This is a genomic window from Stenotrophomonas sp. SXG-1, assembly GCF_014083965.1.
GTDB classification, from domain to species: domain Bacteria; phylum Pseudomonadota; class Gammaproteobacteria; order Xanthomonadales; family Xanthomonadaceae; genus Stenotrophomonas; species Stenotrophomonas geniculata.
In genome coordinates, this window is the sequence record NZ_CP046588.1 from 3,801,940 (window position 1) to 3,814,318 (window position 12,379).

Consider the following 12,379-nt stretch of genomic DNA (forward strand, 5'->3'; position numbering starts at 1 on the left):
CGTATTACCATTTCTTTCGTTTCCGGTGGTGCCAGGACGGCCTGCCCGTCCTCTCCCTACCCGTAGCGCCTCGCCTCCTGGATGCCGGCCGATCGCGCGTGCTCGCCCAGGACCCCCATGAACCGTTCCGCCTTCCGTACCCCGCCGCCGCAGCGGCTGTCCGTTGCCGTGTTTGCCGTTCTCTGCGCCGTGGCCCCGGCCGCCTTCGCCGACACCGCCGCCGACCCGACCACGCTGGACAAGGTCGTCGTCAAGGGCGAACGCGCCGAAGGCTACTCGGTGCGCCGCACCTCGGCCGGCACCCGCTTCGATCTGGCGCCGCGCGAGATCCCGCAGTCGGTCAGCATCATCAGCCACCAGCGCATCGAAGATCAGAAGCTGGACGACATCATCGACGTGCTGGCCAACACCACCGGCGTCACCAGCACCCAGTCCGACAGCGAGCGCACCGAGTTCTACGCGCGCGGCTTCTACATCGATGCCTACCAGTTCGATGGCCTGCCGACGCAGATGGTGCAGAACTGGAGCTACGGCGATTCCGGCCTGGACCTGGCGCTGTATGACCGCGTGGAAGTGGTGCGCGGTGCCACCGGCCTGCTCAGCGGCGCCGGCAATCCGTCGGCGTCGGTGAACCTGATCCGCAAGCATGCCGACAGCGCCGAACTGACCGGCAGCGTCTCGGTGAACGTCGGCAGCTGGGGCCGCACCCGCACCACCGTGGACGTGGGCAGCGCGCTCAACGCCAGTGGCACGGTGCGCGGCCGCGTAATCGGCAGCTACCTCGACACCGACGGCCAGATGGACCGCTACAACCAGCGCAAGACGCTGGGCTACGCCGTCATCGACGCCGACCTGACTCCGGACACGCAGCTGAGCGTGGGCTACGACTACCAGCAGAAGCGCGCCAATGGCGCGACCTGGGGCGGCTTCCCGATGTGGTACGCCGATGGCAGCCCGACGAACTATCCGACCTCGTTCAATCCGTCGCCGGACTGGACCTACTGGGACACCACCAGCAAGCGTGCGTTCGCCACCCTGCAGCACGCCTTCAGCAATGGCTGGAAGTTCAAGATCGGCGCCACCCACGACCGCACCAAGGCCGACGACAAGCTGTTCTATCCGGCCTATACCGCATTCAACAAGACCACGGGCGCCGGCATCACGCCGATGGCCGGCTTCTACAACACCGAGCGCAAGGTCGACGGCATTGATGGCTACATCGACGGTCCGTTCCAGCTGTTGGGCCGCGAACACCAGTTCATGGCCGGCCTGAGCTACAACAAGCGCGAGTTCGCCAACCATGGTGACTTCCAGATGGGCGGTCCCGGCACCGGCTGGAATCCCTTCAGCTCCTATCTCGACTGGACCGGCAACATCGCCCAGCCGAACTGGAACCCGCTGGCGCTGGCCAGCCAGGGCACCATCACCCAGAAAGCCGGCTATGCCGCCGCGCGCCTGTCGCTGGCTGATCCGCTGAAGCTGATCCTCGGGGCGCGCTACACCAACTGGAAGAGCGAAGGCGAGAACGACGACCGCGAACACAAGGTGACCACCCCGTACGCCGGCCTGGTGTATGACATCAACGACACCTACTCCGCGTACGCCAGCTACACCGAGATCTTCCAGCCGCAGACCGCGCGCGACCGCAACGGCCGTTATCTCGATCCGGTAGACGGCAAGAGCTACGAGGTGGGCGTCAAGGGCGCCTGGTTCGACAACCGTCTGAACGCCTCGCTGGCGGTGTTCCGCATCGAGCAGGACAACGTCGCCCAGGTCACCAGCGAGCCGATCATCGGCCGCCCGGGTGAATTCGCCTCGATCGCTGCACGCGGTACCGTCAGCCGTGGCTTCGAGTTCGAAGTGAACGGCGAACTGGCACCCGGCTGGAACGCGACCTTCGGTGCTTCGCGCTATGTGGCAAAGGACATCAACGGCGCCGACATCAACACCAACCTGCCGCAGACCGCATTGAAGCTGTTCACCAGCTACACCCCGCAGTCGCAGCAGGAACTGACCGTCGGTGGCGGTGCCAACTGGCAGAACCGCATCTACTACGCCGCACCGGTGGTGGGTCGCTTCGAACAGGAAGGCTATGCGCTGGTCAGTGCGTTCGTGCGCTACCGCATCTCGCCGGAGTTCAGCGTGCAGGCCAACCTCAACAACCTGCTCGACAAGAAGTACTACTCGCAGATCACCGGCTACGGTGCATACGGCGACGGCCGCAATGGCTCGCTGACGTTCACCTGGGCGTTCTGATCAGGCGCGGGGCACGATCGCCCCGCACCTGTAGAGCCGAGCCCACGCTCGGCTGATTCTCTGAGCCGAGCGTGGGCTCGGCTCTACACCAGCAAGGCAGCGCCGGAACTGACCGGCACTGCCACCGTTACATCAGAAGCGCAGGTCCGCGCGCAGGTACCAGTAGCGGCCGCGCGGGATGTCGTAGGTCGAGGCGTCGTAGCCGTTCAACGAGCACGACAGGCAGATCGGCGGATCCTTGTCGAACACGTTGTTCAGGCCGGCCGTCAGCTGCAGCCCCTTCATCCAGTCGATCTTGTAGCCCACCTGCATGTCATGGAAGGTGGTGGCCGACAGCGTGTTGGTGCCCGCAGCCTGGTTGCTGCAGACCGGGAACACGGAGGCGTCACCGCAGTTTTCGGTCAACTCGGAGATATGCCGCACGGTCCAGTTGGCGCTCCAGCGGTCCAGCGTCCAGCCGATGCTGGCATTGCTGGTCCATTCCGGAATCGAGCTGTCGGCCACTTCCACGCCCGGCTTCTGCGGCTGCTTCTGGCCCGCCGCACCAGTGGCTTCGTAGCGACCCACGAAGGTGTTCTTCCAGCCCAGCTTGAACTGGCCGATCGAGCTCTGCGGCAACGTCCAGAACAGATCCACATCCCAGCCATCGGTCTTGATCGAACCCAGATTGGTCAGGCGGTTGTTGAAGCTGCTGACCGCGCCGGTGCTGGCACGGCTGATGCCGTTGCAGTAGATCGGGTCCAGCGTATCCACGCACAGGTCCAGCTGGGTCTGCGCGTTGATCGCCTGGATTGCGCCATCGATGGCGTGGCGGTAGAACGTCACTTCAACGTCGAAGCGTTCCGACCACGAGGCGTTGTTGCCGAACCACGGGCTCCACACGAAGCCGGCGCTGAAGCTGCGCGAGCGTTCCGGATCGAGCTCGCGGTTGCCGCCGGTGGTCACCGAGATCTGCGAGTTGGCCTGCTGGAAGCCGGTCGGTACGCCCAGCGCGGCACAGTTGGCGGCACTGCCACGCGGTGGCGTTCCACCCAGGCCCACCGAGCACGGATCGAACAACTGCAGATCGGCACGCGCGGCCGAGCCGTACAACTCACCGATCGACGGTGCGCGGAAGCCCTCGGCATAGGTCGTGCGCAGCACGAAGTCGTCGGTCACCTGCCAGCGCAGGCCGTACTTGGGCGTGAACTCGCCACCGAAGGTGGAGTAGTCCGAGTAGCGGCCGGCCAGGCTCAGGTCCAGCTTCTTGCCGAAGGTCGAATCGGCGAAGATCGGCACGCTCAACTCCAGATAGGCCTCGTTGACGTCATAGGAGCCCGAGGTCGGCTGCGAAGGCACGCCGTTGTAATGGCCGGCCACCGTCAGCGGATCGGGCTGGTACGAACCCTCGTACTTGCGATACTCGAAGCCGGTAGCGAACGACACCGGGCCGGCCGGCAGCGTGAACAGGTCGCTGGACAGGTTGGCGGTGAACAGGCTCAGTTCGTTCTGGCTGCGGTCACGCACCACCGGCTGGATCCACTTCAGCATGTCCGGGGTGATCGAACCGACACCGCCGAAGATGTTCAGCGGCACGCAGCCCGGCGTCGCCGCACAGACCGACGGATCGCCCAGCGCCATGTTGACGTTGTAGATGTTGTAGCTGCCGTAGTTGGTCTGTTCGGCCTTGTTCTTGCTGTACATGCCGTTGACGTCCCAGTACCAGCTGCGGTCAGCCGCCTGGAAGTTGCCGACGAAGCCGGTGGCGAAATACGTGGTGTCCACTTCCTGCTTGAACACGCGCGCGCCGCCTTCCACCGGGCGGCGGCCGATCAGGCTCAGGTTGTCACCCGAGACCAGGTCGAAGCCGAACGGGTTGTACGGATTGAGCGCGGACACGGTGATGTTGTCGGCCAGCGGATTGCCGGTGGCGCCATCGGGGCCGAAGAACAGCGGCTCCGGGCCGGCCTGGTTGGTCGACTCACGACGGTTGCCCAGTGCCTTGACGTACCACTGCACGTTGTCGGTGATGTCGAAGCGGAACTGACCGAACAGGCCCTTACGCTCCGAGGGCGTCAGCACCATGTTGTACTCGGCGAAATTGAACCGGTCGGCGCTGGTGAAGCAGTGATAGTCATCGGTGCGCGCGCAGCCGGCGCTGCCGTCGTAGCGCGGGTTGCTCACGCCGGTATTGGGCACGATGTTCTGCACCGCGCCGGTGTTCGGGTCGGTGAACATGAAACGACCCTGCGGAATGCCACCGCTGCCGAACGCCAGCCCGGTGCCGGGAATCGGGAAGCGCGACTGCTCGCGGTCCTTGGCAAACACCGGATCCTGCTTGGTCCAGCTGGCGCCCAGGAACAGGCTGAAGCGGTCGCCGCTCTTGCCCCAGGCCAGGTCCACGCCCTTCTGCGTGCCATCGCCCTTTCTGTACTCGCCATAGTTCAGGGTCACCTGGCCGCCATCGAAGTCACGGCGGGTGATGATGTTGACCACGCCGGCAATGGCGTCGGAACCGTACAGCGACGACGCGCCATCTTCCAGCACTTCGATGCGCTCGACGATGGCCAGCGGAATGGTATTGAGATCGGTGGCCGAGCCGACGCCGGATGCGGATGACTCATTGACCCAGCGGATGCCGTCGACCAGCACCAGCACGCGCTTGGCGCCCAGGTGGCGCAGGTCCACCTGCGCCGAACCGGCACCTACACCACTGCCATCGGGCGGGAAGCCGAAGTTGCCGGACGAGTTGAACTTGGCGTTGAGCGCCGAACCGGAACCGGTGAGCTGCTGCAGCACTTCGCCGATCGAGGTCAGGCCGGTGCGTTCGATATCGCCGCGCGTCAGCGTCTGGATCGGCACCTGGCCCTCCACCTCAGCGCGCTTGATGCGGGTACCGGTGACTTCCACCGCATCCAGGTTGGTGGTGGATTGTGCAGCGGCACCCAACGGTGCAAGGGTCATCACGCACAGCGCGACGGCAACCGCCAAAGGGCGGTGGTGCAGGTGATTCATTCGCTCTCTCTCCAAAGGAATGTCGGGACATGGGCCGCCGCACTCCCTCCCTGCATGGCGGCGCCGTCTCCTTTGTAAACAAGTGGTAAAAATCGCGGCGTGATGATCGACACTCTTTCACGCGGAATTGACGCAATTGCAGGCCGATTGCGTCAGATAGCTGCAGGTTATGACCGGACGATACTGTTCACCGCATGCAGCCTTGATGCAGGCTGCGACAGCGCGCGCCGGTAGCTGCCGCAGCTCATCAAGTAGACAAGTCGGTGCCCCGTCCCTAGTTGCCTGGCGCGGCGACGCGCAGCCCATGCTGGCTTACGGCCAGCAGCACGCGTGCCATGTCTCCGTAGTCGGTGTCGTCGGCGGTCGCCAGGTGCACCCACGGGCGATGCTGCTGCGGCATCTGCTGCGCCTGCATCAGGTGCCGCTGCAACGCGGCAGCGTCCAGCGGCTGGCCATTCCAGAACACCGCCCCCGCTGCGTCGATGCGCAAATTGATCGGCTGGGGCGAAGACGCCGGCCAGGGTGGGCACGAGGTGCGCTGCTGGAACGCCAGCAGGCCAGTTGCCTGCGCCATCGGCAGCGTGGCAATCACCAATGCCAGCAGCACCAGCATCACATCCACCAGCGGTGCCAGATTGGGGGTGGCCATCAGCGAGGTCGCGCGTTGTGTCCCGTATCGCATGCCACGTTCCCTCGCAGTAGGAGCGGCCTGCCGATGGCAGGCCGCCCGTTGCCGGACTCACCGCACGAACGCAATGCGCTCCATGCCAGTGGCTTCGGCCGCAGCCAATATCCGCGCCATGCCTTCGTACTCGGCCGCCGGATCGGTGGCGATGCGCAGCTCCGGCAGGTTACCGGCATGTTCGCCCGCCTGTGCCTGCAGGCGCGCCTGCAGTTCGCCGATCGCCATCGGCTGGCCATTCCAGCTGAGCTGGTTGGCAGCATCCAGGCGCAGCTCGATCGGCGGTGGCGGTTCGGGACGGTCGACCACCCGATCGGTGGCCTGCGGCAATTGCACGGCAATCGGCCGGGCCACGATCGGCGCGGTCACGATGAAGATGATCAACAGCACCAGCATCACATCCACCAGTGGCGTGACATTGATGTCCGCCAGCGGGCCGCTTCTTCCTGCGCTACTGAACGCCATGTGCCGCTCCCTGCAGCCGGGCCGTTCGCCCAAGGCCGACGTTACGACGCCTCCCATCCGCTGCGGCAGTGGCCTGCGCGGGGTCATTCAGCTGTCGTTGCCGACGCTCGGCGTGCACGCAATGCGAAACTGAATTCAGCCATCGCCCGCTATGCTGGTCGCCATGACCCGACGCACTTCAACTGCCCTGTCCCTGCTGCCCTTGGCCACCACGCTGCTGATCGGCTGCGCCAACGCCCAGTCCCTCGACGCCCAGAACGCGCAGCTGAAGGCTGCGATCGCGGCCGCCGAACGCGGCCAGTTCGATCCCGGCCAGGCCGCTGCACTCAGCCGCCATCCGGCTTACGGATGGCTGGAGTACGCCAACCTGCGCCGCAACATCGACACCGTCGATACCGCGCAGGCACAGGCCTTCCTCAAGCGCTATGACGGCCAGGCCGTGGCCAACACGTTCCGCAGCGTGTGGCTGCCCTCGGTCGCACGCCGCCAGGACTGGCCCACCCTGCTCGCCAACTGGGTGCCCACCGACAACGCCGGCCTGCGCTGTGCGCAGCTGACCGCGCGCCAGGTGACGGGCAAGGTCGATCCGCAGTGGATCAGCGAGGCGCAGGACCTGTGGCGCAAGAACGGCAAGTCGCTGCCGGACGGCTGTGATGCCGTTTTCGCCGTGCTGCAGGCGCAGGGTGGCCTGAGCGACGCCCTGCGCTGGGAACGCATCGATGCCGCCGCCGACGCCCAGCAGCCGGCCGTGATGCGCAGCGCCGCACGTGGCCTGCCTGCCACCGACCTGGCGCTGGCGAACAATTACGCTGCCTTTGTCGACAAGCCCAATGCCAGCGCGTTGAACTGGCCGCGCAACGAACGCAGCCGACGCATCGCCACCGATGGCCTGGCCAAGCTGGCCAAGGCCGACCCGGCCGCCACCGAACAGCAGCTGCCGCAGTATGCCCAGGCGCTGGGCCTGAGTGCCGAGCAGCAGGGCCAGGTGCTGTACCAGATCGCACTGTGGACGGTGGCTTCCTACCTGCCCGATTCGGCGCGCCGCCTCAACGCGGTGCCGGAATCGGCGTATGACGAACGCCTGCACGAATGGCGCGTGCGCGAAGCGATGTCGCGCGGTGACTGGCCGGCGGCGCTGACCGCGATCCGCAAGATGGCCAGCAAGCAGCGCAGCGACCCGCGCTGGCGCTACTTCGAAGGCCGCATGCTGGAGAAGACCGGGCAGGCCCAACAGGCGCAGCCGTTGTTCCGCGATGCGGCGCGTGCCCCCACCTTCCACGGTTTCCTGGCCGCCGACAAGCTGCAGCAGGGCTACACCCTGTGCCCGTGGAAGCCGAATGACAGCGCGCAGGCACAGGCAGTGGTCGCGCGCGATCCGGCCATCCAGCGCGCGATGGCGCTGTACCAGATCGACCGCGCCGGCTGGGCCGTGGCCGAATGGAACAGCGCGCTGTCGCGCTTCGATGACACCCAGCGCCGCCTGGCGGTACGCGTGGCGCAGGACAACGGCTGGTTCGACCGCGCCGTGTTCGCACTCGGCAAGCAGCCGCAGGAGCAGCGCCTGTACGACCTGCGCTTCCCGCTGCACCACGACGCCACCATCCGCCGCGAATCGGCACGCAACGCGATCGATCCGGCCTGGGTAGCGGCGGAAATCCGCGCCGAGAGCACCTTCACTCCGCGTGCGCGCTCGCCTGCCAACGCCATGGGCCTGATGCAGGTGCTGCCGGCCACCGGTGCCGGTGTGGCCAAGTCGATCGGCCTGACTGGCTACGGCGGTGCCGACAGCCTCTACGACCCGGACACCAACATTGCCATCGGCACCGCCTACCTGCGCCAGCTGATGAACAAGTACGACGGCCTGCCGTACGTGACCATCGCCGCCTACAACGCCGGCCCGACCCCGACCGCACGATGGCAGGGCCAGCGCCCGGGCTTTGATCCGGACCTGTGGATCGAGACCATCAGCTACAAGGAAACCCGCGAGTACGTGGCCCGCGTGCTGGCCTTCAGCGTGATCTACGACTGGCGCCTCAATGGTGATGCGCTGCCGCTGAGCGACCGCCTGATGGGCCGCCTGGTGGACAAGCGCAAGAGCTTCAGCTGCGCGGCCAACGCCGACCAGGGCGGCGATTGATCGCACTGCGGTCGTGCCGGCTTCTGGCTGGCACGACCTGGTAGCCATTTCCCGGGGAGGGGAACGCAATGAGCCTGTTGGCCTGGATCGGGATATTCGCCGCCTGGAGCCTGTTCGCCACCTGGGTACTGCGCTGGGGTGGCGCGGCCTGGATGGAAGGCTGGAAGTCGCTGGCCTTCGTCGACAGCTGGGGCAGCCTGTGGGACGAAGCCCAGATCAAGCTGTACGTCCTCTGCCTGTGGATCGTCTACGGCCTATGGTTCCTGGCCGGCCTGTTCGTGCCGGAGTGGCGCGGCCTGCCGTGAGGCCTCAGCATCGGTCGTGCCGGAACATCTGCGCCGGCCATGCGATCATCCCCCCATGAAGATCTATCTTGTCGGCGGCGCCGTGCGCGACCGCCTGCTGCAGCGCTCTGCCGGCGACCGCGACTGGGTGGTGGTCGGCACCACGCCTGCGCAGATGGAAGCGCAGGGCTACACCGCAATCGGCCGCGATTTCCCGGTGTTCCTGCATCCGAAGACCGGTGAGGAATACGCGCTGGCGCGCACCGAGCGCAAATCCGGCCGCGGCTATCGCGGCTTCGTGGTCGATGCCGATCCGGCGGTGACGCTGGAAGAAGACCTGCAGCGCCGCGACTTCACCATCAATGCGATTGCCTGCGACGAAGACACCGGCACGCTGGTCGATCCCTATGGCGGTGTCCGCGACCTGGAACAGCGCGTGCTGCGCCATGTCGGGCCGGCCTTCGTCGAGGATCCGCTGCGCGTGCTGCGCGCGGCGCGCTTCATGGCCCGTTTTGCACCACTGGGCTTCAGCGTCGCCGAAGAGACCATGGCACTGATGCGCGAGGTCGCCGCCAGCGGTGAACTGGACGCGCTGGTGCCGGAACGCGTCTGGCAGGAACTGCGCAAGGCGCTGGTCAGTGAACGGCCCTCCGCCTTCCTGCGCACGCTGCACGATGCGCAGGCACTGGGCCCGATCCTGCCCGAACTGGAAGCACTGTACGGCGTACCGCAGCGTGCTGAATTCCACCCGGAAGTCGACACCGGCATCCACCAGGAAATGGTCAGCGACATGGCCGCGAAGCTCGCCCCCGGCGATGACCTGGTCGGCTTCGCTGCCCTCACCCACGATCTCGGCAAGGGCCTGACCCCGCCGGAGGAATGGCCGCGCCACATCATGCACGAGCAGCGCGGCATCAAGCCGTTGAAGGCACTGTGTGCGCGGTTGAAGATTCCCACCGAACACCAGCAGCTGGCCGAAGCGGTGTGCCGCGAGCACTTGAACGTGCACCGCATCGACGACCTGCGCGATGCCACCGTGCTGGAACTACTGGGCCGCTGTGATGCGTTGCGTCGGCCGGAGCGCGTGGCCCGCATCGCACTGTGCTGCGAGGCCGACAAGCGCGGCCGGCTCGGCTTCGAGGATGCCGACTACCCGCAGGGCGAAACGCTCAAGCGCCTGCACCAGGCGGCGCTGTCAGTGCAGGCACGGGATCTGGATACCACGCACCTGAAGGGGCCGGCCATTGGCGAGGCGCTGGCCAAGGCGCGGGTGAAAGCCATCGCTGCCGCCCGCTGAAGCACCTGGTGATGCCGGCTGCTGGCCGGCACCGATCGCCCGTCTATCGACGACGCTTACGCGAGAAGTGGTCGACAGCATGAGCACCCAACAAGATGGGTTGCATCAAGAGGAACAGCCATCCACCCAGCCGGAGTGTCTCCACCGGATTGAACCGGGTGATGAACGCAGCTACCAGTGCCAAACCCGCAACAAGGCCGACCTCATAGACCCACAGCGATCGGTTAGAACGCTTGCCCACGATGCTCCTCTCCATTGAACAGGACGCACTTGCAAGCCATCGCCGCCGTCCGGCACCACGGGTAGTGCCGGCCGCTGGCCGGCAACCAGACAATCGCGGGATCAGTGCGCCATCCCACGGGTGATCGCCGCAGCCCGCTGCTTCAGCTGGGCCACGGCATCGGGAATCATCTCCATGCCCACGTCCAGGCCCGGGTTCAGCACCAGGCCGACGCCGTCGCCGATACCGGCCAGCAGCGCGTGCACCGCGATCGGCATGGCATGCGCAAACTGCGGCAGCTGCTCGTGCCACAGGCCCGCGCGCTCGGGGGCGGTGAACACCGCGAACATCGGCTCGCCGCTCTCGCTGGTCAGCACCAGCGGCGAGATGCTCTCGTCCCAGGCGCCATCTTCGCCAATGGCCTTGTCCAGCAGCACGAACGCCGTCGAGGTCAGCAGGCCGTCGAGGAACTGCGACGCAGTCAGCGTGCCGTCCTGTGCCTGCAACAGGCGCACCTCGAGGTCGTTGAGGGGGTCGAACGGGGTGTCGTGGTCCATGGTCGCTTCCGGTACGTGATTGCAGGGCAGACTTTAACAGGCCCGGTCCTCAACCGAGGAATCGGTGCCGCCACAGCCAGCCCAACGCCGCCAGACCGGCCACCACCACCAGCATCAGCGGCAGGCCGAAGCGGTGCCGCCACGGGATCGGCACCCCACCCAGCTGCTGGTCCATGGTGTCGGTGTCCAGCACCCAGCCGTGCCCGCACCGGGTGCAGGCCAGCTCATAACGGCGGTGGTAGGTGAAGCCGAACAGCAGGTCGATACGCGCCATTTTGTAACGCAACTGCGGTGCGAACTCGGTTTCCGTCTGGCAGCGCAGGCAGTGATGGGCTTCGGTCGGGCCGACGATCAGCACCCGTTCCTGCTGGCCGATCAGCAGCATGGGTCAGCTGCCCTGGCAGGCGGGTTGGGCCAGCAGCCAGGCTTGGGCGGCGGCAAGGGTGGCCGGTCCGCTGGCGGTGGCCTCGTCCGGCTGCAACCTGGTACCGTCGCCCTGCCCGTTACGATCGGTCATCACGTTGTGGGTCAACAACAAGGTGGTACCGTCCACCAGCGTCGTCGGTCGATTGCCGGTAGAAAAGCCCGCGCTCGGCTGACCGAAACTACGACTCCCAGGTTGCCCTCGAAACGCGAGTGCCACTGCTTCGCCGGAGCTTGCAGTGCCTGCCCCCATCACCACCGCCACCGGCGCCGTGCCCGCACGTAACCGATACGCGCCCTGTCGTGAACGCAGCATCGAGGCATTGCCTTGCACGACTTCACCTTCCGCCTGCCGCCACCACAGCAATCCATCGGCACTACGGAAGGCGCCGATCAACGCCCCCTGCGTATCCTGCGTTCCATGCAGCAATGGCAACAAACCAAACAACATCGGCCACATGTTGCCACCACCATTGCTGCTTACATCCACTACCCAGCCGCACCGCGTGCCGTCATCCAGGCCAGCGATACGCCCCTGCAACGCCAGCGCGTAGACCTTGCGTGCTTCATAGCGTTCCGATTCGCTGCGTTGCAGGTCTTCCACGAAGGGGCTCACCCGAAGCACGCCGATGCGGGGACTGGCATGACTGGGGGCAGCGAGGTCGGTCGCCTGACCGGCATTCAAGCGCTGAGCACGTTCGGAACGCTGACGCTGCTCGCTTGGTGAAAACCAACGGCCATGGCCTCCGCTGCTGCGTGCGGCGGCCTCATCCAGAACACGTCGCTGTTGGGCGCGGTCATCGCCTGCCGCGTTCAGGCGCGCGCGCACGTCGTCCCAATCTACGCGACCACGGTACAAGGACTGGGTTTCCAACAATTGCAGCATCTGCTCACGCGCTTCGGGCGACGGCAGCTCCACTGTCTCCTCCGCAACTGCGGCCGAAGAGGAAAGCAGCAGCGTGGTGAGCATGGTGGCACGAACATTCCTTAGGTCCAGCATCGACGACTCCTTGTCATGTATCGAAGCCGTAGGATAGCCATGGTGGGATCGATCTCGCCACCCG

General features: G+C 66.1%; 10 protein-coding genes. 4 read left to right on the forward strand and 6 right to left on the reverse strand.

The annotated features are described in order from the left end of the window. Window positions 1–117 precede the first annotated feature (117 nt). On the forward strand, window positions 118–2,256 hold the full coding sequence (fhuE, locus tag GOC52_RS17350) for a ferric-rhodotorulic acid/ferric-coprogen receptor FhuE (RefSeq protein ID WP_191849995.1): 2,139 nt from the start codon (window positions 118–120) through the stop codon (window positions 2,254–2,256). A 132-nt stretch (window positions 2,257–2,388) separates the two neighbouring features. Here fhuE and GOC52_RS17355 read toward each other — a convergent pair whose 3' ends face one another. The 3 genes from GOC52_RS17355 to GOC52_RS17365 form a co-directional block, all read right to left on the reverse strand. Further along, a complete protein-coding gene (locus tag GOC52_RS17355) occupies window positions 2,389–5,250 on the reverse strand; it encodes a TonB-dependent receptor (protein ID WP_191849997.1) in 2,862 nt (953 codons plus the stop codon). Window positions 5,251–5,524: 274 nt separating this feature from the next. Continuing rightward, window positions 5,525–5,899 (reverse strand): ExbD/TolR family protein, encoded by a 375-nt coding sequence (locus GOC52_RS17360; protein ID WP_100051524.1) that lies wholly within the window; start codon window positions 5,897–5,899, stop codon window positions 5,525–5,527. A 90-nt stretch (window positions 5,900–5,989) separates the two neighbouring features. Next, window positions 5,990–6,397, reverse strand: coding sequence for an ExbD/TolR family protein (locus tag GOC52_RS17365; RefSeq protein ID WP_019338425.1), 408 nt, complete (start codon window positions 6,395–6,397; stop codon window positions 5,990–5,992). Window positions 6,398–6,548: 151 nt separating this feature from the next. Here GOC52_RS17365 and GOC52_RS17370 point away from each other — a divergent pair, with 151 nt between their 5' ends. The 3 genes from GOC52_RS17370 (at window position 6,549) to GOC52_RS17380 (ending at window position 10,115) form a co-directional block, all read left to right on the forward strand. After that, window positions 6,549–8,534: a transglycosylase SLT domain-containing protein gene (locus GOC52_RS17370; protein WP_191849999.1), complete on the forward strand. Its 1,986-nt coding sequence runs from the start codon at window positions 6,549–6,551 to the stop codon at window positions 8,532–8,534. Between the two features lie 68 nt (window positions 8,535–8,602). Continuing rightward, window positions 8,603–8,839, forward strand: coding sequence for a hypothetical protein (locus tag GOC52_RS17375; protein WP_019338423.1), 237 nt, complete (start codon window positions 8,603–8,605; stop codon window positions 8,837–8,839). A gap of 55 nt (window positions 8,840–8,894) precedes the next feature. After that, window positions 8,895–10,115, forward strand: a complete 1,221-nt coding sequence (locus GOC52_RS17380) for a multifunctional CCA addition/repair protein (protein WP_049452803.1) — start codon at window positions 8,895–8,897, stop codon at window positions 10,113–10,115. Window positions 10,116–10,457: 342 nt separating this feature from the next. On the opposite strand, the gene GOC52_RS17385 is transcribed toward GOC52_RS17380, so the two are convergent. From GOC52_RS17385 to GOC52_RS17395, 3 genes are read right to left on the reverse strand one after another with little or no spacing between them, the layout of a single operon-like run. Beyond that, window positions 10,458–10,892: an SseB family protein gene (locus GOC52_RS17385; RefSeq protein WP_049429399.1), complete on the reverse strand. Its 435-nt coding sequence runs from the start codon at window positions 10,890–10,892 to the stop codon at window positions 10,458–10,460. 49 nt (window positions 10,893–10,941) lie between these two features. After that, window positions 10,942–11,277 carry a hypothetical protein gene (locus GOC52_RS17390; protein WP_191850002.1) on the reverse strand — a complete coding sequence of 112 codons (336 nt, stop codon included), beginning with the start codon at window positions 11,275–11,277 and terminating at the stop codon, window positions 10,942–10,944. A 3-nt stretch (window positions 11,278–11,280) separates the two neighbouring features. Continuing rightward, entirely contained in the window at window positions 11,281–12,315 is a 1,035-nt protein-coding gene (locus GOC52_RS17395; protein WP_191850004.1) for a S41 family peptidase, read from the reverse strand. Between the last annotated feature and the right edge of the window lie 64 nt (window positions 12,316–12,379).